Here is a 25,929-nt window from a genome sequence, read left to right as displayed (position 1 = left end):
GTACTTGCCTGGCGCCAAAAGCACACTTTTACCATAAGCTTCCTTGTGCTGCGGGTTGCTCAAACTCCAACAGCCACTTCTTGCGCCATAAGCCCCCGGCGTACCCGGTTAGTTGCCCATTTGCCCCGATAATGCGGTGACAAGGCCAAACCAGCCCTAACGGGTTTTGCCCATTGGCTGCGCCCACCGCCCGCACGGCGCCGGGGTTACCTAGTTGCCGAGCTAGGTCTAAGTAAGAGGCCGTACGACCGAATCCTACGCCGGACAAAGCCGTCCACACCCGGCGCTGAAATTCGGTGCCCTGCGGTACAGCATACACCAACTGAAAATCGCGCAACTCACGGTTGAAGTAAGCTGCTACCTGTCGGTGTGCTTCCCACAAACACTCCGGTAGCGCAGACACTGGCGTCTCTGGCCGCAACTCATCCAGGAACTGCAAAGCAGTAAGACCCGCCTCAGTACCCTGCAACGCTATAGTTCCTAGAGGTGAGTACAGATAAGCCTGAGCAATGGAAGCAGCTGCCATAAAGCAATTCACTGAAAGCAAAGTGGGTGTACACCGAAACAGCAGGTGCAAAAATACCACTAATTGCTTCCGGGCCAGTCTGGTTCTTGCTATCTAGCGGCGCTCTACTAGTGCACTTTCTTAGACCTTCCTGCTGTGGCAAACGGCCTACTTCGGAATATCTTTCAAGTCTTTTAGGGTGCCCGCGCTGCTGAAGTTCATGGTCATGTCCTTGGGGTTGTCCTTACCGGCGGCTACCACCATTGATCCTTTCAAATTGTACGGCGTTTGCTTGGCCCTGAAGATGGTCTTATATCCCACTTTCGGTAGGGCCTTCGGCTCGAACTTCACCCGGATCGGCATCAGCTCGGTGCCACGGGTTTTAAACGAGACGTCCTTTTCCTCAACCCCTTGTACCTGCATATCGTCGCTCACCCGAAAGTCGTACGACACCCGACGGACAATCACAGGAAAAGGGTTGTAGTTCGTGACTTTGAGGTTGATAATAGCCTCTCCATTTTTGAGGCCGAGGTGTTCTACGTCTATGTCTGCCACTTCAATCTTGGGTAGCTTGGGGACGTAGACTCGCTTGGTCATATTCACTGGAATTTTCTGCGTGCCTTCTGCCATGGGTAGCCGCGCGTACAGATTCATTACCATCTTCACGTCCACGCAGTCTTGCTGGCTGGTTTTAACGGCGTTCTTTATTTTGCTTAAGTCCATCGTGACCGGAATCTGCATGTGACTTAAGTCTTTCTCTTTTAGCACAGTAGGCTTGCGCTTATTGCCGCTGGCTAGCATTCGGCCATCTACGCTGGTGCGGTAGTTCAAACTATCGATACGGAGCGTAATCGGCATGTGGTTCTGGATGTCCATCACCATTTGGGCATACACGTAGTCGGGGGTGATATTATTCACGGCAAACGAAACGTGCTCCAGTGTCGGCATTTTCGGCATGAAAATGCGCTTGGTAAGCGTGACCGGTATTTTTTTGGTGCCGGCTATAGGCAGTTTGGTGTACAAGTCCATGGACAACTGCACATCCACACTATCCTCTTGGCTGGCTGCTAGCTTGTTCTTCACCTTGCTCAGGTCCAGAGCCAGCGGCAGTTGCATGTGGCTAATAGAATCTTTGCGCAACACCGTGGGGGTGCTTTTAGCGCCTTGCGTGAGCAGGTCTCCGTTGAGGCGAGTTTGGTACCGGAAGCTGTCGATGCGCAGCGTAATGGGCATGTTGTTGCGCACGTCTAGCTTCACCTGGGCTTTCACGGAGTCACCCTTCATGCTGCTAACAGCCAAAGACGTGTTTTCCAAGGTGGGCAGCAATTCTTTGCCTTTGTCGGCCAGTGTGGGCACAAGCCCTTTGCCTTTATCGTTCTTCACATACACCCACCCTACTATTCCAACCAGTAGCAAAAGAAGAAACGCGAATGCAGAGACAATGGGATGACGTTGATAATAGGAGCGAGTAGCCATTATGGTTAAGCTTAATTGCGAATTTATTGTTCAGCTCCAAGCTCAACCTTACAAGGCATTGCTAGTCAGAATCTTAGATGTTTCTATACGAGCACTTGCAGTCAACTTGTTATAGCCGAGTTTACCTCACCGTTCTGCTATCAAGCCCAAGTCTTTTTGCGTAGGTTTGACCAACAGTACGTTACCACTACCCACCTTTTCTGCTATGTCCCTTCACCCCACCCCCGACACGCAAAGCCGCAGCCAGCAGCTCATGGCGCTGGAAGACCAGTATGGAGCCCACAACTACCACCCGCTGCCCGTGGTGCTCAGCCGCGGCGAGGGAGTACACCTCTGGGACGTAGACGGCAAGCACTACTACGACTTCCTGTCGGCTTATTCGGCTGTCAACCAAGGCCACTGTCATCCGCGCATTATTGGCGCCCTTACCGAGCAGGCTCAGCGACTTACCCTCACTTCTCGCGCCTTCTTCAACGACCAGCTAGGCGCGGCCGAGAAGCAGCTTTGTGAGTTATTCAATTACGACAAAGCTTTGCTCATGAACTCGGGTGCCGAGGCCGTAGAAACGGCGCTCAAGCTCGCCCGCAAGTGGGGGTACCAGGAAAAGGGAATTGCTCCCAATCAAGCCCGCATTCTAGTAGCCGAACACAACTTCCACGGCCGCACCACGGGTATTATCTCCTTCAGCACTGACCCCGATTCTACCGGCGGCTTCGGCCCCTATACACCAGGCTATCAGGTAGTACCGTACGATGACTTGGAGGCGCTAGAAGAAGCCGTGCAGGATCCACATGTGTGTGCCTTTCTGGTAGAGCCTATTCAAGGCGAGGCTGGGGTGGTAGTGCCCTCCGAAGGCTACCTTGCTAAGGCCGCCGCTATTTGCAAAGCGCATAAAGTACTCTTCATTGCCGACGAGATACAAACTGGCTTAGGTCGCACCGGCGAATTATTGGCCGTCTGCTACGAAGGCGTACACGCCGACATCTTGGTTCTCGGCAAAGCCTTAAGCGGAGGTGTAATGCCCGTCTCAGCGGTGTTAGCTCGCAATGAAATCATGCTTACCATCCAGCCAGGGCAGCACGGCTCTACATTTGGCGGTAACCCACTGGCCAGCGTAGTGTTACGGGCTGCCCTCGATGTGCTTCTCGACGAAAAGCTTATTCAGAATGCGCGCGTGCTAGGTGAAGTATTTCGGGAGCGTATGCGCCGGGTGCAGGCCAAGCGCCCAGAAGTGATAGAATTGGTGCGTGGCAAAGGATTGCTTAACGCAATAGTGATAAAACCAACAGTTGACGGCCGCACCGCCTGGGACGTGTGTGTGACCTTAATGGAACGAGGAGTTTTAGCCAAGCCCACCCACGGTGACATCATCCGTTTTGCCCCCCCTTTGGTTGTTACCGAAGAACAGCTTCATGAAGCTTGTGACGTAATTGAGCAAGTAATTCTGGAGTTTTAGTCCTTTACTTCCTTCTAGCTTCAGCGGGCTACCTAAGTAGGGTAGCCCGCTTCTTTTTTGCAGCTAAAAGACGCTGACTCATCGAGCAATTTCGATGACCAGCACCTTTAGACTTGGTGTTATCGAAAATTGATTTATGACCATTTACGGATTTCAACTTACCTGCAGAGGGGCTCTAGAAATAAGCAGCTTGCTAAGTGGGCAAAATTAGCTGAATCCGTGATTAGCTATTCAACCGATTGCATAAAGTCCATAATCTAGCCCTACTGCCTGATCTACTGCTTACTACCTTATTGAGGTGTTCTCCAGTGCTCTGTCTTCTATACACCAAATAGGGCAAAATTGTCTCATTTGAAGACGACATGAATTTTCTATAAAAATTATATTTTATCAGTATTCCTTAAATTATTTGGATTTATTTTTTGAAGACACGTTTTTATACGATAATTTTGTGACTAATACATATTATATTGGATTCATGCAACAGGAATCGACCTTACATTTCAAGTGGAGCGCCGCACCGACTCTAGAGAAGCGGAATTCCATGAACTACAGGCGCCACAAAAAGGCTCCTAAGCTAGCTATACAATCCTCTTCTGCGAAGCGTATTTTCGATTACCTGTTTGCTGCAATTGTGGCGATCCTGCTCCTAAGCTGGCTGATTCCGATAATTGCACTTCTTATCAAACTAGAATCAAGGGGACCAGTATTCTTCAAGCAGCTCCGGACTGGAAAAAATGGTACCCCATTCTACTGCTTCAAGTTTAGAAGCATGCGCATCAATGCCGATGCTGATCTGAAGCAAGCTCAAAAGGGAGACAGCCGCATCACGAAAGTGGGTGCCTTTCTACGCAAGACTAGCCTCGATGAGCTACCGCAGTTCATCAACGTATTGAAAGGTGAAATGTCGGTAGTTGGCCCACGGCCGCACATGCTCCGTCATACCGAAGACTACTCTAGAGTAATCGACAACTTCATGGATCGGCATTTGATACTACCTGGTATCACAGGCTGGGCACAAGTATCAGGGTACCGCGGCGAAACTAAGGAAACCGAGGCGATGGCGAAACGCGTAAGTGCCGACATCCATTATTTGGAGAACTGGTCGTTCTGGCTCGATCTAAAGATTGTGCTAATGACTGTCACACAAGTGTTCCGGAACAACAATCATGTTTTCTAAGCCCTCCAGCTGTTAGACGTTCCTAACAAGTTGCAACACGAACCGAGTTGTGTAGTATAAGTCGCGGCTTGTATCTCCAAGCATTGCCTCTACTGACACCTTGCATGTATGTGAACCTAGTAGTTGCCAGGCACCAAACCAGCATCAATAGCCCACTTACTACTTAGTCGCCATACAGGAGCTTAGCTCGTACTAGGTTAGCCAGGAGCGAATGGCTCAGCCGAAAAGCAAGTGGAGCAAGTAGTAGATGGAAAGGCAGCTAGCACTCAACACCGGCAATTAGCTGATTTACAAGCAAGTTTAACCAATTGTTACCTCAGCACTGCACAGTTGGGGTTATGGGAAGTCAAGCAAAATCAAGTACCTTAGCACCTACATTCAAGCATATAAATCACTGATTTTTGCAATCAGCCTTGATTTATTATTATTCACCCACAATGACCACACTTTTCAAAGATTCAAAAATGCGAAGGAATTTTCAATATTTTATTGTATTACTCTTTTTTAGTTCCTGTGCCAATAGAAGCTTAACGTATTTCGGTAATTTAAAAGAGTCTGAAACGTATACATCAACTATTACTAATAAAGTAGAGCCGGTTATTCAACCAGATGATTTATTAAGTATTACACTAAGTAGCTTAAATCCTGAATCAAATGTTTTGTTTAACAATGGTCTTTTGCAAGCTCCAGGTGGGGGAGGTAGCGCAGGCTCCGGCGAAAAATTAAATGAGGGATATTTAGTAGACAAAACAGGTTCAATCAATTACCCTGTTTTAGGCACGCTGAAAATAGCTGGTTTAACAAAAACTGAAGCTATTCAACTTCTGACGACGAAGATTAGTCAATACGTTAAAAACCCCATCATCAACATCAGGTTCTTAAATTTCAAAGTGACTGTTGTAGGTGAGGTGAACCACCCAGCAACTATTGATGTTCGCACCGAACGCATCAATATTGTAGAAGCACTTGGCCTTGCCGGCGACATGACAATTTATGGCAAGCGAACCAACGTACTGATCATTCGGGAAAAAAACGGAGTTAGAAATACTGCACGAATTGACCTGAGCAATAAGGAAAGCTTAAACTCACCTTATTATTATCTTCAGCAAAACGATATCGTCTATGTGGAGGCTGAGAAGGCAAAAGGATTACAAGCCAGCTCCAGCAACTATTACTTACCAGTAATTGCCACCATAGCTTCTCTAATCAGTGTGGTGTCATTTATAATATTTAGATAAGCAATTACTCAATAACCCTCAAACTGAGTTTTAAGAATATGAGTAATCAAGAATTGTTTCCTCTTTCTTCGGAAAGAAATGAAGCGGTGGATTTAAAATCCGCGTTTTCGAAATACCTGCGCTATTGGTATTTGTTTCTTCTAGGAGCCGTTATTGCTATTGGTATTGCCTACACATACCTGCGGTACTATGCTGTTCCTGAATACTATACAAGCAGCCTCATTCTGATCAAAGACGAAAAGTCAGAGTCTGGCACGTCTTCGGCAATGGCAATCAATGACCCAGACTTGTTTAAGTCGTCTAAGAACGTGGACGACGAAGTGGAGGTCCTGAAGTCGAAAACTCTGATGCAAAGAGTGATAAGAGAACTCGACTTGTCAATAAGCTATGTAGTTGAAGGAAGGATTCGCGACGTTGAAATTTATGGTAAGGGTCTGCCTATTCAGATCATTACCAAGAAAATGAATCCTAAGTATCCCAATCCTTCTTTCTCAATTTTATTGACGGGTAACAACTCGTACAAGCTAATTGAGTCAGATGGAAAAACTAATGTTTATCAGCTAGGCGAGGAAATAACCAGACCTTATGGCTCATTTACAGTAGCGCCTGGCCCTGCATTTTACACAAATACAAAGGGTCCGAACAAGAAAATAAACATTCAGTTTCATCAGCTAAAAGATATGGCTGATGTATTTTTCTCGCGTGTTGACATTAAGCCCAGCGCTAAAAATGCTAGCGTAATCACCATGGGTATAATTGATCCTATTCCTGAACGCGGTGAGGATATTATCAACAAGATCATTGAGGTTTACGAAAAGGAATCTGTAGAAGACAAAAATGCCAAAGCAACTAACACTGTTGCTTTCCTGGACGAACGTTTGAAATACATTACGGCGGAGCTTGCTGGCGCAGAAAAGAATGTTCAGCAATACAAGAGCCAAGAGGGGATAGCAGACGTTTCCACACAGGCCTCTAATTATTTGTCGCAAGCTAGCGACTACAACAGGCAGCTTTCGGAGTGGGCTACTCAAATCGAAGTATTGGAGTCGATTGAGCGGTACATGTCCTCATCGGAATATAAAACGGTACCTAGCTCTCTCGGAATTCAAGATCCTACTTTGCTAGGCTTGATTACAAGCTTCAATGACTTGCAACTGCAACGCGAGGTGCAATTGCGCACTAGCACAGCTGAAAACCCAGTTGTAGTAGGCATCAATGAGCAGCTGGCTAATTTGCGCCGTAACATCTTAGAGAACCTGCGCAACATCAAGAAGGGCCTTGTTATTACCAGCAATAACCTAAAGCAGAACTCGGGTAATTTCCAGTCTAAAATCAAGCGGGTACCCTTGATGGAAAGAGAGCTGCTGGAAATAAACAGACAGCAAGCTGTAAAGCAGAACCTTTATCTGTTCCTGTTGCAAAAGCGCGAAGAGGTTGCTCTTGCTCTGGCTGCCACCGTTTCCAACACCCGAGTTATCGACCAGGCAGTAAGCACGCCTTACCCAATCAGCCCGAACCCGCAGAACATCTATCTGATTGCGCTCCTTGCCGGTCTAGGAATTCCGTTTGCTGGCATCTTCATCAAAAACATGCTGAACGACAAAGTTCAGAGCCGGTTGGATGTCGAGAAAGCAACAGCAACTCCTATCCTTGGCGAAATCTGCCACAACTCGCGCAGTGCTCGTAACGCGGTAGTAGTGAACAAGGACAGCCGCAGCCCAATTGTGGAAATGTTCCGGCTTGTGCGTGCCAACCTGCACTTTGCGGCTATTGGTAAAGAGAACAAGGTCATGCTCATCACTTCGAGCATGGGCGGTGAAGGCAAAACCTTCTTCAGCATCAACCTTGGCGCTAGCTTAGCCCTGACTGGCAAGAAAGTAGTTTTGCTTGAGCTGGATTTGCGCAAGCCCACACTGTCAGCTAAGCTTGGCTTGAACGATAATGTAGGTATCACAAACTACCTGACGTCCGACTCCATCACTATCAACGACATCATCCGGACTTCGGAAAAAGCACCTGATCTGTTCGTGATAAGCTCAGGGCCACTACCGCCCAACCCCGCTGAGCTGATGATGTCTGCTAAGCTTGCGCACCTTATCAACGAGCTTAAAGACATCTTTGATCATATCATCATCGATACGGCCCCAATTGGCCAAGTATCCGATGCGTTCAGCTTGAGCCCATTAGTAGACTCGACCATCTACCTGCTTCGCTACGGCTTCACCTATAAGAAGCAGATAGAGATTATCGACTCCATCTATCAGAACAAGCGTCTGAACCACCCGATGATCGTGTTAAACGACGCGAAGAAGGAAAATACGAGCAGCTACGGCTATGGCTATGGTTACGGCTATGGCGAAGAGGTGAGCACAAGCTCAAAGAAGAAGAGCTTAGAAGCTCAATAGTCGATTATCTTATTTAAGCAATTTCACAGTGTCCACCACCAACATTGCAGTAGTTCGCCCGGAGCCAAGGGCCGTGTTGGAGCGGCGCAAGAATGCAGCAAAAGACCCAAACCGCTTGCTCAAGCAAGGGGTTTGGGCTTATTTTCTACTCTTAATATTTGAGGGGGCGTTGCGGAAATGGTTTTTACCAGGTCTAGCAACCCCTCTTCTTATTGTCCGCGACCCGTTGGTCGTATGGCTGCTATTCGTCACTTGGCAGCGCGGTTTACTCCCAGCTAATCCCTACTTGATTGGGATGATGCTGATTGGGGTACTGTCAACTTTTACGGCTGTGCTTTTCGGCCACGGCAACATCGCAGTAGCTATCTATGGAGCTCGCATCCTGCTACTTCACTTCCCCATGATATTCGTGATTGGCCGCATCTTCAATCGTGAGGATGTAGTGAAGCTAGGGAAGGTAACGTTATGGATAGCCATTCCGATGACAGTCCTTATTGCGTTGCAGTTCTATAGCCCACAGTCGGCTTGGGTGAACCGTGGAGTAGGCGGCGATATGGCTGGTGCAGGTTACAGCGGTGCGCTAAACTATTTCCGCCCGCCAGGCACCTTCTCTTTCACCAACGGCAACACGCAGTTTTTCATGTTTGTTGCGTGTTTTGTGTTCTACTTCTGGCTGAACTCTCAAAACGTCAATCGCATAATCTTGATTGCGGCGACAGCCGGATTGCTTGCGGCCATACCGATGTCGATTAGCCGCTCCTTGCTATTTAGCGTGGGCGTAACCATGATCTTCACGTTGGCAGCGGTTGCCCGGAAACCTCAGTACCTGTCCAAGATCATTCCTATTGCTTTTGCTATGGTCGTAGCCTTGGCAGTCTTGAGTCAAGCCAGCTTCTTCCAGAATGCTACCGAAGCTTTCCTTTCGCGCTTCACAAGCGCCAGCGAAACAGAAGGCGGCTTGGAAGGTACCATTGGCAACCGCTACTTGGGTGGTATGATAGCGGCTCTTACCGGCTCTTCTAATACTCCGTTCTTCGGCTATGGCATCGGAATGGGTACAAACGTAGGAAGTATGCTCCTGAGCGGCGGCACACAGTTTCTGATAGCAGAAGAAGAGTGGGCGCGCCTAATTGGCGAAATGGGTCCTTTATTCGGGATAATCGTAATTTTCCTCCGGGTTGGCTTCTGCATAAAAGTTGGCCTTGCTTGCTATGAAAAGCTTAGCGTGGGCGACTTTTTGCCCTGGATTCTGCTGAGCAATGGCCTGCTGTTGATACCACAAGGACAATGGGCACAGCCAACTGCCTTAGGATTCAGCACCCTAATAGCGGGGCTGCTTATTGCTTCCCTGCGAAGCGCCCCGCAAAAACGTGTAGTTCGCACAAGCTGATTGAGACTTGTCTGGCCACGCTGTGTGGCACTAGTATTACACTAAAATCAGCGACGTGAACATAGTTTTCTTTGCACATCCCGACTTCCTCGGTCATCAGAGCATGCCCCGCTTCGCAAGAATGCTGGCAGAAGGAATGAAAGAACGTGGGCATAACGTCGAGATACTTTCGCCTCAAGCAAAAGTATCTCGGCTTCCTGCTCCAAAAGCATTAAGGAAATGGCTGCACTACATAGATCAGTACATCACATTTCCTAGTGCCGTCCGCAAGGGTTTATCTACTTACTCGCCCGATACTCTCTTCGTGTTTACAGATCATGCCTTAGGCCCTTGGGTGCCCTTGGTAGCAGATCGGCCGCACGTGGTGCACTGCCACGACTTTCTAGCGCAATGGTCTGCTTTAGGGGCCATACCCGAGAACCCCACGGGCTGGTCGGGGCAGCAGTACCAGAAGTACATCCGGCAAGGCTATTCACAAGCCAAGAATTTCATTTCTGTTTCTCGCAAGACGCAGCAGGATCTTGCCCACTTTCTGCCCACCCCTCCCCGCTCTTCAGAGACAGTCTACAACGCGCTAAACCAGAAGTTCGGCCCCGTAGATATAGAGCAGGCACGGGCTTCCTTAACCAAGCAAACGGGTATAGACTTAAACGCTGGCTACCTCCTTCACATTGGCGGAAATCAGTGGTATAAGAACCGAGCTGGGGTTATCGAGATTTATACTGCCTGGCGCAAGAACACGGGCGGCACCCTCCCGCTGCTCTTGATTGGTGAGGCTCCAACGCTAGCTCTAGAGCAGCTGCGTGAGCAATCTGGCTATCAAAAGGATATTCACTTTCTCACGAATATCTCGGACGAATTTGTACAGTTGGCGTATGCCGGGGCTTCTGTGTTCCTTTTCCCATCCCTCGCCGAAGGTTTTGGCTGGCCTATTGCGGAGGCAATGGCCTCCGGATGCTTAGTTCTCACAACCAACGAGGCGCCAATGACAGAAGTGGCAGGAGATGCAGGTTTCCTGGCTCCTCGCCGTCCTGCTGTTGAAGAGCAAGTTACTACTTGGGCCGACGAAGCTGCTCAAGTACTCCAACAGATCCTCTCCCTCTCTCCCATTGACCGAAGCCGTGCGGTAGAAGCAGGCATTCTAAATGCCAAAAGATTTGAGCCTAAAACCCTATTGGATCAAATCGAGAAGATTTATTTAACCTGCACAAAAGAAACAGCCGAAATAAGTAGTTCGGCCCGTTAGACATGAAAATACTTTTCATAATTCCTGTTTACAAACCTGCTTACATATATGGAGGCCTAATGGCCGTTGTGTATTTACTAGCTGAGTCATTGGTCCGCAATGGCCACGACGTAACAGTGTACACAACTACCGCAAATGGCAAAGAGGAATTGGATGTCAAAACCGGTGAGGAAGTATTAGTCGACGGCGTTAAAGTGTATTATTTTAAAAGATACACGAAAGGTAATTCGCATTTGTCGCCCGGGTTTTGGAACAAGATCTTTCAGACAGTGAAAGATTTTGATGTAGTCCATCTGCATTCGTGGTGGAGCCCTGCAATTGTAGCAGCGGCAGCAGTTTGCCGTATGCGCGGCGTGAAGCCAATTCTGTCACCCCACGGCATGTTCTGTGATTATATATTAACTACAAACAATAAAGTTAAGAAGCAGATCCTACAAACCGTTGTAGGCAAATCATTGCTTAATAATACCTACCTCCACGTGTCAACACCCATGGAGTGGGAAGAAAGCCAGCTCATCTTAAAGAAGAAATGGGATGGAGCAATTATCTCTAATCTGGTGGAACTTGATAATGTAAAGCCCCCAACAAAAAGAGATGCGAATAGTGTCTTCACAGTAGGGTTCATCTCAAGAATAGACCCGAAGAAGGGCTTGGATATCCTAATTAAAGCTTTGTCGAAAGTCTCTTTTAACTATAAGCTCAAGGTAGCTGGTACTGGCGAGGATGACTATGTTAATAAGCTAAAGAACCTAGCCGTAGAATGCGGTAATGCAGATAAGATAGAATGGGTTGGGTGGAAAGACAACGTTCAGAAAATGAAGTTTTATTCTGAAATAGATCTATTTGCTCTTACCTCACACAACGAGAATTTTGCAGTTGTTGTAATCGAATCCTTGTCGGTGGGCACTCCCGTGTTTTTAGGCAAGAATGTGGGCTTATCTAGTTATGTAGCCGACAAGGATTTGGGGTGGATAACCAATATCCACGACATCGACCAAGTTACTGCGGATCTTGAAGTTGTCTATCGGGAAACGGAAAAGCGCAAGTTCATTCAAGAAAATGCGCCAGAAATTATTTCCCACGACTTCAACAAGAATTACTTAACCAAGCAATATACAGACTACTATAAAACATTAATTCCTCAATAAGTAAGCATAGAAAAAAATGCCGCTACGTCATTTCCCGCTCAAAACCGCACAGTTCTATTATTTAATGAAGCATATAAGAACTTTCTTATTTTTTTCTTACGCCGGGTTATTGACTTATATCGTGTTTTTTGCTCGAAGAAGACAATCACTTGTCTGGCGAGATAATCTTGTAAACTTGGTTCCTATTAAACACACGATTCAGTCGTTTCGGCGGTCTGATCTGATTGGCTTAGAGAATAACGTTGCGAACTTGCTCGGAAACATAATCATTTTTATTCCGCTTGCTTTTTTCTTAGTCAACGTTTTTGGAGTTTATACCAAACGCAAAATAATACTCATTGGATTTCTCCTAAGCTTTTCTATTGAATTGATTCAGTTCGTCTTAAGAATAGGGGTACCTGATATTGATGATATTATTTTAAATGTAACCGGTGTAGTTATAGGGATCTATTTATACAAAATACTTTGGGCCGTCCTTAAGAATCAGCCAAGATAAAGTTGTTGTATGTTGCAGACTGATTTGTCTAAATTCGATACGGAGGGGTACGTAGCCGGACCCAAGCTCAAGGTATTGATTTGGTTTTTCTTCAATTACTTGATCATGGACAGTTTCTTCCCATGGCCTTACAAACTCAAACGCTCCTTGTTGATATTGTTTGGGGCGCGGGTAGGCGAAGGACTGGTAATCAAGAACAAAGTGCGGATTAAGAATCCTTGGCGCCTCACAATCGGCAAGAATTGCTGGATCGGGGAATCCGTCTGGATTGATAACCTGGAAGATGTTGCAATAGGCAACAACGTTACTCTCTCGCAAGGCGCTATGCTGCTCACCGGCAACCATGACTACAAAGTCAGTAGCTTTCCTTATAAATTAGGAAAGATAACCTTGGAAGACGGGGTGTGGATAGGTGCTCAGTCAGTGGTATGTCCTGGTGTACGGTGCGAGTCTCACTCGATTCTTACGGTTCACTCGGTAGCTACTAAAAATCTGGATGCGTGGGGTATTTATGCCGGCAATCCCGCAACCTATATGCGTAAGCGCGAAATTCTTAAGTAGGCGCAGCGGAAAAAGTATGAGTTTAGCCCAGAGCCACCCTCCTCGTAGCATGAAGAAAAGAATATTACTTATTGGATATAACTTTTCTCCCGAGCCTACTGGTATTGGTAAATACAGCGGGGAAATGATGGCATGGTTAGCCAAAAACAATTACCAGTGCGATGTAATAACCGCTTACCCGTATTACCCGCAGTGGAAGGTAGATGCGGCTTATTACAACAACCGGTACAGCTTCAAAACGGAAACCGTAACTCTTCCTTCAGGGGGCACAATGCACGTTCATAGGTGCCCCATGTATGTACCTTCCGTTCCTTCAGGATTGAAGCGAATGTTGTTGGACATGTCTTTTTCTTTGACTGCTTCGCTGAAACTCATACAGTTACTTATAACTAAGAAATTCGATACGGTTATTACGGTTGCTCCCTCTTTCCAATTTGGCTTGTTGGGAATAGTTTGCAAAAAAATATCGAAAGCTAAATTCGCTTACCATATCCAAGATTTGCAGATCGAAGCTGCTAGAGATTTGAATATGATACGCTCGAAAGGCGTGATTGACACGCTGTTTAAAGTAGAAAAATATATCTTCAATCAGGCCGATTATATCAGTAGTATATCGGAAGACATGATTAAGAAGATAGAAGCCAAAGCGCAGAAAGAGGTGTTATTATTTCCGAACTGGACTGACAATTCACTCTTTTTTCCAATCGATAATAAGACTGGGCTGAAAGAGCAATTCGGCTTTAATCCCAACGATACTATCGTTTTGTATTCGGGGGCAATCGGTGAAAAGCAAGGCTTGGAATATATTTTGCACGCTGCCAAAAGCTTCGAAAACAGAGCATCTGTAAAATTCGTCATTTGTGGTTCAGGACCTTACAAAGAGAAATTACAGAATATGGCTGCTGGCTTGCAGTTAAAGAATGTAGTGTTCTTGCCTTTGCAGCCGTTCGAAAAGTTTAACCAGTTTTTGAATATGGCTGATATTCATTTGGTTATTCAAAAAGGCACAGCCGGTGATTTAGTGATGCCATCTAAACTGACTACCATATTGGCGGTAGGTGGCCTAGCTGTTGTTACGGCAAATGAAGGCTCAGGCTTGTATTCGCTTTTAAGCAAATATAACATGGGCTTGCTGGTAGAGGCTGAAAACCAACAAGCTTTAAATGAAGGTTTGCGCAAAGCTATTGATGAAGATAATCAGCGCCTTACCAAGAATGCCCGCACCTACGCCGAAAATTACCTTTCAATAGAAAAGATTATGAGGACGTTTGAGAGCACCGTCATAAATTCTTAATACTCAATGCTCGCAATACATTGAGTAAGCCGCCTTATAATTGCGAGGTTTTCTCCTGTTATATACGCTTATATTAGTACCATTATTTTAGTATCTAGCAGTCTACTGATTACGCATAATTTTAGATCATGTCTTCTAAAGCCACTCTTCCTGCTGACTTTGTTGTAGAGCGAGGTCAAACGCAGAAGGACGTTAACTATACTATCCTGGCTAATCTTGCCAATAGATTTCCTAAAGGTGCTACTATTCAGGCCTTGGATTTGCCGTGTGGCAACTTAGAGTTCTTAACGTATTTGCGGAAGCTATTTCCGGCCGCAAAACTATGGGGCGCGGACCTATTCCCTCCCTCAAATAAGAGCCAAGATGTATCCTTCGTTGAAATGGATTTGACAAAGGATTTCACATTGCCTGATCAACAGCAATTCGACCTCATTACTTCTATTAGCGGCGTAATGATGTTTAGTAATACGTTATCATTTATCAGGAACTGTGCTTCTCGTTTAAAACCCGGTGGAACCTTTATCGTCACGAATGATAATTCAGCTACCATAATTGACCGGATAGCCTATCTCCTTTTTGGGAGATATCGGATGTTCCGGCCGATCTATGATGACACCGAGGAATTAACCGAGAATGTACCTGTTCAAGAGCTTTGCCGGCTTTTGCGCAAGCACGGGATAGAAATCGAGAAAATCGAATACACCTCTTCTTATTCCAAAGACTTAGTGTATTTGCCAGCTGCTCTATTGGTGTATCCCATACAACAGCTTTACCTGTCGCGCTTAAAGACAAACTTGCCTGAGAGCCTAAAACAACAGATGTATCCTTTCAAGCACCTCTTCTGCAAGCACTATATCATTACGGGCAGAAAAGTAGCTTAGGTGAGCGTTGAAGCTATTGTGGCCTCAATGAACCGAGTTGGCAGTTTTTGCTTCTGGTACTGCTGGGCTCGGCGCAGCAACTTCCGTTTTACGCGGTTTCTTTTTGAACTGGATAAAGCCTGATACCCATATCCAGATAGCTAATAGCGAGGCGAAAGGAATAAAGCGGCGGCGCTTAAAATCGATTATGGTGTGGGTTGCATCAACTGCGGTAATAGTGTGCAAGCCATCTGGATAATCGGGATGCGGAGAGGTTAGTGCGGCTGCTTCTCGTTCGGCGTATTCGGTTGTCGTGAGCGTGAGCACCTCATTGATGGTGATGCCGTATCCATAGTCCTTGGCACAGTCCTGGGCAGGACGGTAGAGTTTGCCGGCTTCCTCGAAAAATGGCCCGGCAGGACGCGCACTTCGAATATCCGTCTTAACTGGATTTTGTGGATGCTCGTGCCAGGGCCCTTCTAAGCTGACAGCGTACGAGATGTACAGATTGAGCATGGGGTCACGGTCCATGCGGGTATAGAAGAGCCAATAACGCCCATCATACTCCAGCAAGGTAGAATCAACGGCAGGTGCCTCCAGCAATAGCTGGCCCGCAGCAGGATCCGTGACTGGCTTCCGCAGGTCATACATGCGGATGCTGTTGCTAACCCACCCTTCGGGAATACAATAGGGCCCGAAAAGAAATGGATACGATAAGTGAAATGGGAAGTCTAAGACCAGCTCGGGTGTGCTGCCTTGCTGCCATGGGTAGCTGAGGCGCGAAATATTGCCGCGTCGCACCCGGTAGTCGTATGCTTCAAAGTACACCACCGTTCCGGACTCCTCCTGCCGTGCGAAACAGTCCGCATAGAACACGTTGCGGCTAGGAAGCTCAGGCGCATCTACCCTTACCCCACGTAGGGTTTCTGGGCGTAAGAAGTCTTGAATAGGCCTATTCACTACCCCCATGTTCCATTGATCGGCCTGCAGGTAAATGTTGTATAGCTGCTGAATCTTCTGCCTCACTAAGCCCCCCAAAAAGCGTAATGTAGCCGCGTTGGATGGTAATTGAACTTCACTAGCGGCAGGCAGCGGCTGAAGCGCCAAGCTGGGCAACTCACCGCCAGCAAGCAGTTGGCGGCAGATGTCAGTAGGCCAATTGGCGCATTCCGTGTAAATGGTAGTTGCACTAAGTGACAGGCTATGCAGCAACGTCCGAAAGTACCCCTGCTTCAACACCGTGGTTGCTCCCGAACTTGCTAATTGACAAAGCATTGCGGGTGTGACGATCTTGTGGGTACACGTCTCCCAAAAACCAATCGGTAAGTTTGGTTTGTTGCGTTGTGCTCCAAACTGAAAATACCAAATATTTGATTTAGTTAGCTTGGCAACCAACGTGTTAACAGTTTGGTCGGCAAAGCTTAAGATAAAGTCGAGCTGATAACCGCTTATAGCAGCAACAATTGCCTCATCGAGTTCAACGCCAGCACCTTGCTGCCGAGGAGTACACGTAAGCTTTGGTATGTCAAGAGCAAAGTCGCGGGTGGTAGTGGTTTGCAGAAGAGCCGAGGGCTTGTAAAACCACTTCAGGTAGCGTTGCCATAGTAGGCTTCCAGCTTGTGCAGGCTGCACTGCTTTACCATTCCTTGTGTCTACTTCAATCAACACTTCCAACGAAGTATTGGCCAGTAGCGAGATAGCGCGGAGCGCTTGGCTTTCCCAAGAGCGGAGGTAGCCCCCCTGATAAAGTACTCCGATTCGAATTATTCGAGCATTATTTGTCATTAAAAATTATATCGGTGGTTACAAGCTTATGCCGCGAACTTAGGCCGCATTAACGCTCTAACCACTCTAAAGCGCGAGGTAATACTTTCTAAATTGGATTAGGAATATCACTATGTCTCAGACCCCGCCGATATTTCTTGAATGTCGCTTTTAGCGCCGTCATAAAATCACTATAACTGCTCAAAATAGATCCAAATCCATTCATATGAGCCCAAGCAAACATTTGTGCTCTTTTGGAAGAAGATAGGAGGTTGAGAGCCTCCGCTAATTCTGATTTTTCTTGAGCTGTATAAACGTCGGAGCCTAAGCAATCTGATAGTACCCCTGCAAAGTTTGCTCTTTCCTTGTATAGTTGAGATATGTTCCAGCCACGTTTTTTATACGCGGGCTCCAAAACCTCTTCGAACACCTTACGCACGCCATCTATTTCCAACATTTTGCGCCGCTGACGCACCTTACCCGCATCAGACCACACGCGGTAGAAAGCCAGAATTTCGTCGAGGTAGATATTACCAAATCCGGCGGCAGCCAATTCGGCAGAAAGGTGAAAGTCTTCGGCAGAGTTAGGACGTCCGGTGTTGTAGTTGACGGCCTCTAAAGCCGCTCTTCTAAACATAATGATGTTGGCTGCTACCCTATAACCTTTCTTGGAGGCCAACAAGGCATCTTCGCTTTTTTGGAATCCAGATGGACGAATGAGCAATCTTTGCCGAAGAAAGTTTCCGTGCTCATCAATCTCCTGAATGGCACCATGAGCGTAGGCTGCTTCAGGATGACGAGACAACAAAGTGGAAAGTTTTTCGATGTAAGTAGGGGCTAGTATGTCATCAGAATCAAGACGAACTATGTACTCACCGGTAGCTTTGCGCAAGCATTCATCGGTGTTTTTGGAAATACCGACGTTTTTCGGCTGCCGAAAGTTTTTCAGTACCGGTATTTCCTTTTCTAACTCTTTTAAGACTTCTGCAGTGTTGTCAGTGCTGCAATCATCTAATATGATGATTTCACTTGGTGCAACTGTTTGGTTGAACGCGCTACGCACGGCAAGTGCTAAGTATTGCGACTGGTTGTAAGTAGGAATGCAGACTGAAATCTTCATTAGCGTATTGATTGTAAACTCACTTTTGCCTTTTACGGCAAAAGTGAGTTTAGAACGTTTGTTGTTACCTAGCTCTTAATAGACAACAGATGATGATTACTATCTGATACTTATTTTAAAAGGTTGTCGCTATTGCTAAACAACACCATCAATCAAACTTATTTAGCGAAAACTTTTACTGCAGCTTTAGGACATTTCTTAGCTACAATGCAGTCCAAGCTGAACCATTCATTGATAACTAGCGTCCGAAAGATAATAAACGCCATTTTAGTACGGTAATCCTCCAAGTTTAAATTGGCATAGGTCTGTTTTGTTAGGAAGGATTAGTGTTTCTAGTTGCTAGCAGTACAGCAGTAGCTCCTCGGTGAATACAACGCTTTCGTAGCTCGCACAGCTAGATACATAACGGCCACCATTATGCACTGCTGGCTGTTGCTCTCGGCACCGTATTATAGACCTTTCAAGTTATAGCACAGTAACTAAGGGTTGTATACAGTAGTAGAATTGATCATTCACATACCGATTACATGTGGCAACTCCCTTAAAGATAGGGACTGTTATTCTATAACAGGCTAAAATATTATATATAGTCTATAATTATATGTACATGCGGCTTACTTGGCTGGAAGCTAGGGCAGTCAATTTCTTTTTGTGCAATACTCTTATCTAGCGCGACGGGCTTAGTAGAAAATATTGCCATTGCTTGCTATCACCCTTTGTATAATCTACAGTCAGCATCAATACAGAAGTCCGAAGCGCTGTATCAATCGTAAGTCGCCTATGCGCTGTTCGGCAACGCTAATCTGGATGATCATACTATTAAGTATGCTTGGCTACCCGTGAAACTTCAAAGCTTAACACAACATATCCAACTATTTTTATGAGCACGCTAAATAGTTTGCACTAGAACCATAACTTTGCACTTTGCTCGATAAAATAGATAATACCATATACTTCTTTGATCAGCCATATCACATTATGGCTTAGCACTAAAAACGGCAACTATTTTATAAAATCTCTTTAGATTCGCTTTATGTCCCTCAAAATACTATTGCTCTCTCACAAATTCCACCCAGACATAGGGGGTATAGAGGTCAACTCTGAAATCTATGCCAGTGCTTTTGCGGGCGCAGGGCACGAGGTTCGTATCCTAACCTGGTCGAGTACAGTTACAGCTGAAGACGCCAAATTTCCATTCCGAGTTGTTCGAAACCCCAGCACCTCTCAGCTCTTTCAGCAGCACGAATGGGCTGATATTGTTTTCGAGAACAATCCGTGTGTACGATTAGCTTGGCCTGCCGTGTTTTTTGGCCGGCCTTCCGTCATTGCTTTGAATACAGCAATAGAATGGGACAGCAGTGCCAGTTGGTTGAAGCGAAACTGGTTGAAAAGGGCTGATTCTGTGATTTCGGTTAGCGAAGCTGTACGCAAGCAAAACTGGCCAGCCTCTTCGGTTATCGGCAACCCCTACCGGGCCAAGGATTTCATGATGATTCCTGATGTAGAGCGGACCAACAACTTCGTATTTCTAGGGCGCCTCGTATCGCAGAAAGGAGTAGCTATGGCTATTCAGTCCTTTCATCAAGTATTGACTAGGTTAGACGAAGCAAAGCAGGGCGCTGACAAACCTTCTCTCACTATTATCGGCGACGGTCCTGAACGTGAAAACTTGGAAGCCTTAGTAGCATCTCTTGGGATAAAAGCCTACGTGCATTTCATTGGCTTCCTGGAAGGACGGGCCTTAGCTAGAGAATTGAACCGTTATCGGTACCAGTTAGTACCGTCGTTGTACGGGGAGGCATTCGGTAACGTGGTGCTGGAGGGAATGGCTTGTGGATGCTTACCCATTGTTTCAAATAGTGACGGTTTGCCTGATGCTGTTGGCAAAGCAGGTCTAGTTTTCCAGCGTGGCAGTGTAGAATCGTTGGCAAGCACCATTTTGGGCATCCTGCACGATCCAGCTATGGAGCTAGAGCTTAGACGGGCAGCACCCGCTCACCTATCAGCCCATCAGCCTGAAGTGGTAGCAGCCCGCTATCTACGCATTCTGGAAGCTGCAGCAGGCTACAAGCGGGTAAGCGCCCTTAATGAAGTAGCCACTTCGGCCTTGCCGGTCAGTCAATAATGCTATCTGCGGCCTTGATACAAAAAGATGTTGGGTGGCTACTAGTTTGATTTTGATATTAATAGGTAGTTGCTCTGCTGGAGTTTAAGTGAAGACGAAATAGAAGACAAAAGTCCCGGTTCTTACTTTGAGAGCTGGGACTTTTGTCGTTAGCGGCCACCAACGGAACTGGTTTTACTTAATTAAGAGAGCGGTGTATTGCTCACTTGTTGGTCAAGGAAACCTTGTGGAGGCTAAGAAACACTGCCTTCCAACGCAACCTTACCTTTAATTCAGTTGTTTTGTCCTGTCTTATCAACTGAACAACCCTATGCCTCAGCTCCCCACGCACCGTCCGCGCCGCAACCGCAAGTCAGCCGTTATCCGCGACATGGTGCAGGAAACCAGACTCACCACGCACGACTTCATATACCCTGTCTTTCTTATTGAAGGTGAAAACCAAACGCTGGAAGTTAGCTCGATGCCGGGCATTCACCGTTTCACAGCCGACCGACTGATTGACGAAATCGGGCGGTGCGTGGAGCTAGGCATCCACAGCTTCGCCCCTTTTCCGAGCATCAACGACGCTTTAAAAGATCGGCTAGCCAAGGAAAGCGCTAACCCTGAAGGCCTCTATCTGAAAACTGTAGCTGAAATCAAACGTCAGTTTCCGGAGGTTATGATTATGACCGACGTAGCGATGGACCCCTACAGTTCTGATGGGCATGACGGGGTGGTAGACGCCGAATCCGGTGAAATTCTGAACGATGCTTCTTTGGAAGTACTTGGGCAAATGGCGTTGGCCCAAGCTCGTGCCGGTGCCGACATTATCGGTCCTTCGGATATGATGGACGGCCGTGTAGCATGGATTCGGGATGTGCTTGACAGCAACGCCTTCAACCACGTGAGCATCATGAGCTACACGGCTAAGTACGCCTCTGCTTTCTACGGTCCCTTCCGCGACGCCCTCGACTCGGCGCCCAAGAAAGGCGACAAGAAAACCTACCAGATGAACCCCGCCAACCGCCGCGAGGCGTTACGCGAATTGGTTCTCGACGAGCAGGAAGGTGCCGACATGGTGATGGTGAAGCCGGCCCTAAGCTACCTGGACGTGATTATGGATGTGAAGAACCACACCAACTTGCCTGTGACAGCCTACAACGTATCGGGCGAGTATGCCATGGTGAAAGCAGCCGCGCAAAACGGCTGGCTCGATGGCGAGAAAACCATGATGGAGGTGCTGACCAGCATTAAGCGGGCCGGGGCCGATGCCATTCTTACCTACTTCGCCAAGGAGGCGGCTGAAGTGCTGCGCCGGGGGTAATTGACTTGTATTTCAACGCAAATTTGTTGGGCAAATCCGGTGGTTAACCAGTGGATTTGCCCAACTTTGTTTCTTGGCTATTCTGATCCACCTACTCACGTAATGCATGCTATTGCGTCGCGCTACTGCCACTGACCTGCCTGCTATTATCGCGCTGGTGCGCCGCGTGGTGCCGTTGATGAATGAGGCTGGCAACTACCAATGGTCAGCTGATTACCCAAACGAGGCTGTTTTCCAAAACGATATCACCCAACAACAACTTTGGGTAGCGGAACTGGCAGGCCAGCTGGTTGGCATAGCAGCCCTTACGCGTGACCAAGACGAAGAATATAGCCAAGCCGATTGGGACGTCACTGAGCCTGCCCTCGTGACGCACCGTCTCGCCGTAGACCCTGCCGCGCAAGGCCAAGGGGTAGCGGTAGCGTTGTTGCAGCAAGCTGAAACGCTTGCCGCTGAGCAGGGCTTGAAGGTGTTGCGCGTTGATACCAATTCCGAAAATGTGGCTACCCAGCGGCTCTTTCCAAAGCTAGGCTATCGGTTTGCGGGCGAAATCACCTTGGCATTTCGGCCGGGGCTACGCTTCTTCTGCTACGAAAAGCAGCTACCAGGATAAGTTACCAGTTATAAGCTGTTGCCCATTTGCAGTACTAAACCGTACACTGGCAACCGGCAATCTGTAACTGACAATTCTATGTGGTGGACGTATGCCCTGCTTTCAGCAGTTTTTGCTGCTCTCACCGCTATTTTGGCTAAAGTGGGCATCAAGGGAGTTAATTCTGACTTGGCTACGGCTATTCGTACCGTCGTGATTTTGGTTGTGGCCTGGGGCATTGTGTTTGCCAGAGACAGCGCTGCCGACTTTTATGCTCTTACACCGCGCAACTGGTTTTTTCTGGTGCTGTCTGGAATGGCAACAGGCCTGTCTTGGATCTTCTACTTCAAGGCGTTGCAGTTAGGGAAAGTGTCGCAAGTAGCTCCCGTTGATAAGCTGAGCGTGGCCATTGCTATTGTTTTGTCGGTCTTGTTTCTGGGCGAGGCGCTTACGCTGAAAGCCGCTTTAGGTGCTGCCCTTATTATTGGTGGGACGCTGGTATTGATTCTGTGAGTACTTTTCGGGCAGCTGGCAGTCCGAAAGGCTAGGTTTGTTATAACTCTAGCTTCTCGCTGCCAATTTTCCGTTATAATTCAGCCCTACCTTATGCTTCGACTTCTCGCAGTTATTGCCGTGGGCGGAGCCGTAGGCAGCGTGAGCCGTTATTTGGCACAAATGGCCGTGACACGGCATTTCACGCACCCTTTTCCATTAGGCACATTACTAGTCAACGTGTTGGGTTGCCTGCTGATAGGCTTGTTCTATGCATTAGCCGAGAAAGGCACCCTGGCCTCAACTACGCTACGCCTCCTGCTTACTACTGGCTTCTGCGGCGGTTTTACTACGTTCTCGACTTTCTCTTACGAAACCCTCACCTTGCTTGAAAATGGGCGCTATCTGCTAGTGGCCCTTTATGTAGCAGGGAGCGTGCTGCTTGGCCTGCTGGCTACATTTGCCGGGGTGGCACTGGTGCGGGCTCTGTAGAAGGTAATTTCTGAAACGGCCAACGGCCTAGCCGACGGCTCCAGAGCAGGAACACGATGCTGCCTAGTGCCATCATTAACAAGGCTGCTACTTGGAAGGGCAAAAAGATGCGTGTGCTGCCACTTTCGTAGAGCAAGGCACCATCCTTAATGCTCCAAAAAACCCACAGCCACACCACTACGGCAACTACTACTGGCAACGGATACAATGGCATTTTGAACGGAAGGCCCGCTGTGCCGCGCCGCCGACGCAGGAGCACCAACCCTATTGCTTGCCCCACAAATTGCACCAGTATCCGCATGGCCAGAATGGCGCTGATGACCTCGCCTAGTCGAAACAGCAAGCTGAACACAAAGCCTACGCCTCCCAGAATCAGCAGCGACACGTGCGGGAATTGCTTGGTAGGGTGCGTTTTGGCAAAAACCGGCAGAAACTCGCCGTCGGCGGCCGCCGCATACGGAATACGCGAGTAGCCCAGCAGCACGGCAAACAGCGACGCAAACGCTACCCACAGCACCAGGGCCGTAGCAGCCTTGGCGGCGGTAGCACCATAGATTTTCTCTACAAAGGAGCTCACGATAAACTGAGACTTGCTGGCTTCCTGCCACGGAATAACGGTTCCTACGCTCCAGTTGAGAAGCAGGTACAACGCCATGATGCCCAGAATGCTCAGAAAAATACTGCGCGGAATAACTTGTTGCGGGTTAACTATTTCGCCGCCCAGGTGGCACACGTTGTAGTAACCTAGGTAAGAGTAGATCGTTTTGACGGCAGCTTGCCCCAATGCCGCCGAGAGTAGTAAGCCCGTCAGTTGTCCGTCGTGCCAAGACAGCAGTCCGCTGACCCCGCCAGCAGGCAGCCAGGCGACAGGGTAGGTTGAGTGCGTAAGGCCACCAAAAATCAGCCAGCCCATCAAACCCAGTACGCCCACCCAAAGCATAACCCCAAGCCGACCAATATCGTCGATGCGGCGGTAGAGTAGCGCAATCAGCAGCAAGACCACGGCGCCAGACACCAGTTTGGGCTGCCACGTATAGTTGAGCGGCACCAGGTAACTGAAGTATTGAGCGAAGCCAATGGCACCCGACGCTACCACCAGCGGGGCTTGCACCAACGTTTGCCACACGTAGAGAAACGACATCAATCGGCCCCATTTCTGCTCGCCGTAAGCTAGCTTCAGAAACCGGTAAGAACCTCCTGCTTCGGGATAAGCGGCGCCCAGCTCGCTCCAAATCAGCCCATCGATTAGCGCCAACACGGCGCCAGCTAGCCAGCCAAGCAGAAAGTTGGGACCCATGAACCCCATTACCAGCGGCAGCGTGACGAAGGGCCCAATGCCCACCATGTCAATCATGTTGAGCGCAGTGGCTTGGATCAGCCCCAAACGCCGACGAAGTGGAGCAGCAGAAGCAACCGAGTTGGTAGTAGCAGGTTCAGCCATAGAGGCGTAAAAGTCGGATTAAATGGAATTGTTCGAAGCTGCGCTGCTAAGTTTTCAAAGTCTTGCGCTGCCCAGCCGTTTGGTTGCAATACAGTTTAGCTACGTCTTGCCGAATACGCATTTCGTCAACTTCACTCTGGGTAGCTCCGTACCACGGGTAGCCCATTTGCCTTACTTAAGGCTGCAAAACTACGTCGTTCATGTCTGCTGGATCTTCTAAAATTGCCATCTACGGGGCCATTGGGGCCAATGTCGCCATTGCTATTTCCAAATTCGTAGCGGCTTTCTTCACGGGTAGCTCGGCTATGCTCTCGGAAGGTATTCACTCTCTTGTGGACAGCGGCAACGGCATTTTGATCTTGTACGGCGTCAAACAAGCCGAGAAGCCAGCCGATACCCGCCACCCCTTTGGGCGCAGCAAAGAACTGTATTTCTGGTCGTTGATTGTGGCCATTCTGGTGTTCTCGGTGGGAGGTGGTATGTCGTTCTACGAGGGCGTCGAGCACCTGCGGCACCCTTCTCCCATCACCGACCCCACTTGGAACTACGTCGTATTAGGCTTGTCACTGCTGTTTGAAGGTATTTCCTTCTTTCTCGCATTCCGCGAATTCAATAAGAGTCGGGGGGAATCTGGCTTTTGGGAAACCTTGGGCCGCAGCAAAGACCCTTCGGTGTTTGCCATTCTGATGGAAGACTCGGCAGCCTTAATAGGCTTGGTCATTGCGTTGGCGGGCGTATACTTCGGGCACCTACTCAACAATCCATTCTTCGATGGGGGTGCTTCCATTTGCATCGGCATCCTGCTGGTATCGGTGGCTATTTTCTTGATTTACAAGACCAAAGGCCTACTAGTAGGCGAAGGCGTGGATGATGAGACACTGGACGGACTTGAGGCGTTAGCCCGCCAAGACCAAGCGGTGGAAGCCATCCGCCGGCCGCTAACTATGTATTTAGGCCCGCACGACGTGGTGCTAGCACTTGACGTAGAGTTTCAGGATCATCTGTCGGCCAACGAAGTGGAGCAGGCCGTCCGCCGACTACAAGACACCATACGGACCAAGTATCCGGATTTCAAGCGCATCTTTATCGAAGCCAAATCCATTGCTGGCAAGCAGCGTGCACCATTAGCCTCCGATTCTACGGCCGTGTCGCCGCAGATCTAACCTCGCATAGCGCTGATTCATAGAAGATTATTACCAAAAAACCGAAAGAAATTGCTATTGCGAGCTTGGTTGCCGTAGTTGCAAGCGCCGCAGCCGGTTGCTTTCACCTCAACAACTCGACCTCGACTTTTGCGGTAAAAGGTAGTCTGTAAGCTCGGCAAAACCGAAGCGTGTCTTCTTCC

Annotated in this window: 21 protein-coding genes; 16 read left to right on the top strand and 5 right to left on the bottom strand. The window is 48.0% G+C overall.

Going from position 1 to position 25,929, the window contains the following annotated elements:
- Positions 1-28: 28 nt before the first annotated feature.
- Together P1X16_RS22960 and P1X16_RS22955 are read right to left on the bottom strand one after the other, a co-directional pair.
- Complete coding sequence (locus tag P1X16_RS22960; RefSeq protein WP_277234199.1) at positions 29-526, bottom strand: methylated-DNA--[protein]-cysteine S-methyltransferase; 498 nt, start codon at positions 524-526, stop codon at positions 29-31.
- 147 nt (positions 527-673) lie between these two features.
- Complete coding sequence (locus P1X16_RS22955; RefSeq protein WP_277234197.1) at positions 674-1,981, bottom strand: LEA type 2 family protein; 1,308 nt, start codon at positions 1,979-1,981, stop codon at positions 674-676.
- Between the two features lie 205 nt (positions 1,982-2,186).
- Between P1X16_RS22955 and rocD the strand changes: the two genes are divergently transcribed.
- From rocD to P1X16_RS22905, 10 genes are all read left to right on the top strand, one after another.
- Positions 2,187-3,437, top strand: a complete 1,251-nt coding sequence (gene rocD, locus P1X16_RS22950; RefSeq protein WP_277234195.1) for an ornithine--oxo-acid transaminase — start codon at positions 2,187-2,189, stop codon at positions 3,435-3,437.
- Positions 3,438-3,915: 478 nt separating this feature from the next.
- Complete coding sequence (locus tag P1X16_RS22945; protein WP_277234894.1) at positions 3,916-4,617, top strand: exopolysaccharide biosynthesis polyprenyl glycosylphosphotransferase; 702 nt, start codon at positions 3,916-3,918, stop codon at positions 4,615-4,617.
- A gap of 437 nt (positions 4,618-5,054) precedes the next feature.
- Positions 5,055-5,855 carry a polysaccharide biosynthesis/export family protein gene (locus P1X16_RS22940; RefSeq protein ID WP_277234193.1) on the top strand — a complete coding sequence of 267 codons (801 nt, stop codon included), beginning with the start codon at positions 5,055-5,057 and terminating at the stop codon, positions 5,853-5,855.
- A 38-nt stretch (positions 5,856-5,893) separates the two neighbouring features.
- A complete protein-coding gene (locus P1X16_RS22935; RefSeq protein WP_277234191.1) occupies positions 5,894-8,260 on the top strand; it encodes a tyrosine-protein kinase in 2,367 nt (788 codons plus the stop codon).
- Between the two features lie 28 nt (positions 8,261-8,288).
- Positions 8,289-9,650 (top strand): hypothetical protein, encoded by a 1,362-nt coding sequence (locus tag P1X16_RS22930; protein ID WP_277234190.1) that lies wholly within the window; start codon positions 8,289-8,291, stop codon positions 9,648-9,650.
- 103 nt (positions 9,651-9,753) lie between these two features.
- A complete protein-coding gene (locus P1X16_RS22925; protein ID WP_277234893.1) occupies positions 9,754-10,896 on the top strand; it encodes a glycosyltransferase in 1,143 nt (380 codons plus the stop codon).
- Between the two features lie 2 nt (positions 10,897-10,898).
- Positions 10,899-12,044, top strand: a complete 1,146-nt coding sequence (locus P1X16_RS22920) for a glycosyltransferase (protein ID WP_277234188.1) — start codon at positions 10,899-10,901, stop codon at positions 12,042-12,044.
- 520 nt (positions 12,045-12,564) lie between these two features.
- The gene (locus P1X16_RS22915; protein WP_346771262.1) at positions 12,565-13,101 is read left to right on the top strand and encodes a colanic acid biosynthesis acetyltransferase WcaF; all 537 of its coding nucleotides are present in this window, start codon (positions 12,565-12,567) and stop codon (positions 13,099-13,101) included.
- A 49-nt stretch (positions 13,102-13,150) separates the two neighbouring features.
- On the top strand, positions 13,151-14,395 hold the full coding sequence (locus P1X16_RS22910; protein WP_277234184.1) for a WcaI family glycosyltransferase: 1,245 nt from the start codon (positions 13,151-13,153) through the stop codon (positions 14,393-14,395).
- Between the two features lie 128 nt (positions 14,396-14,523).
- A complete protein-coding gene (locus tag P1X16_RS22905; RefSeq protein WP_277234183.1) occupies positions 14,524-15,276 on the top strand; it encodes a class I SAM-dependent methyltransferase in 753 nt (250 codons plus the stop codon).
- Between the two features lie 24 nt (positions 15,277-15,300).
- Here P1X16_RS22905 and P1X16_RS22900 read toward each other — a convergent pair whose 3' ends face one another.
- A complete protein-coding gene (locus P1X16_RS22900; RefSeq protein ID WP_277234182.1) occupies positions 15,301-17,040 on the bottom strand; it encodes a hypothetical protein in 1,740 nt (579 codons plus the stop codon).
- 88 nt (positions 17,041-17,128) lie between these two features.
- Positions 17,129-18,139: a glycosyltransferase family 2 protein gene (locus P1X16_RS22895; protein ID WP_277234180.1), complete on the bottom strand. Its 1,011-nt coding sequence runs from the start codon at positions 18,137-18,139 to the stop codon at positions 17,129-17,131.
- Between the two features lie 1,402 nt (positions 18,140-19,541).
- Between P1X16_RS22895 and P1X16_RS22890 the strand changes: the two genes are divergently transcribed.
- From P1X16_RS22890 to crcB, 5 genes are all read left to right on the top strand, one after another.
- The gene (locus P1X16_RS22890) at positions 19,542-20,264 is read left to right on the top strand and encodes a glycosyltransferase (RefSeq protein ID WP_277234179.1); all 723 of its coding nucleotides are present in this window, start codon (positions 19,542-19,544) and stop codon (positions 20,262-20,264) included.
- A 310-nt stretch (positions 20,265-20,574) separates the two neighbouring features.
- Complete coding sequence (gene hemB, locus P1X16_RS22885) at positions 20,575-21,567, top strand: porphobilinogen synthase (protein WP_277234177.1); 993 nt, start codon at positions 20,575-20,577, stop codon at positions 21,565-21,567.
- A 106-nt stretch (positions 21,568-21,673) separates the two neighbouring features.
- A complete protein-coding gene (locus tag P1X16_RS22880) occupies positions 21,674-22,180 on the top strand; it encodes a GNAT family N-acetyltransferase (RefSeq protein ID WP_277234175.1) in 507 nt (168 codons plus the stop codon).
- A gap of 78 nt (positions 22,181-22,258) precedes the next feature.
- On the top strand, positions 22,259-22,672 hold the full coding sequence (locus tag P1X16_RS22875) for an EamA family transporter (RefSeq protein ID WP_277234173.1): 414 nt from the start codon (positions 22,259-22,261) through the stop codon (positions 22,670-22,672).
- A 93-nt stretch (positions 22,673-22,765) separates the two neighbouring features.
- A complete protein-coding gene (crcB, locus tag P1X16_RS22870; protein ID WP_277234171.1) occupies positions 22,766-23,143 on the top strand; it encodes a fluoride efflux transporter CrcB in 378 nt (125 codons plus the stop codon).
- Here crcB and P1X16_RS22865 read toward each other — a convergent pair.
- Positions 23,106-24,584: an APC family permease gene (locus P1X16_RS22865; protein ID WP_277234169.1), complete on the bottom strand. Its 1,479-nt coding sequence runs from the start codon at positions 24,582-24,584 to the stop codon at positions 23,106-23,108. The two genes, crcB and P1X16_RS22865, sit on opposite strands and share 38 nt — an antisense overlap.
- A gap of 200 nt (positions 24,585-24,784) precedes the next feature.
- Between P1X16_RS22865 and P1X16_RS22860 the strand changes: the two genes are divergently transcribed.
- A complete protein-coding gene (locus tag P1X16_RS22860) occupies positions 24,785-25,747 on the top strand; it encodes a cation diffusion facilitator family transporter (protein ID WP_277234167.1) in 963 nt (320 codons plus the stop codon).
- The last annotated feature ends 182 nt before the right edge of the window (positions 25,748-25,929 follow it).

This window comes from Hymenobacter sp. YC55 (genome assembly GCF_029433095.1).
Taxonomy (GTDB): domain Bacteria; phylum Bacteroidota; class Bacteroidia; order Cytophagales; family Hymenobacteraceae; genus Hymenobacter.
Note: the sequence above shows the minus strand (reverse complement) of the source record. Positions and strands in the feature narration are given on the sequence as shown.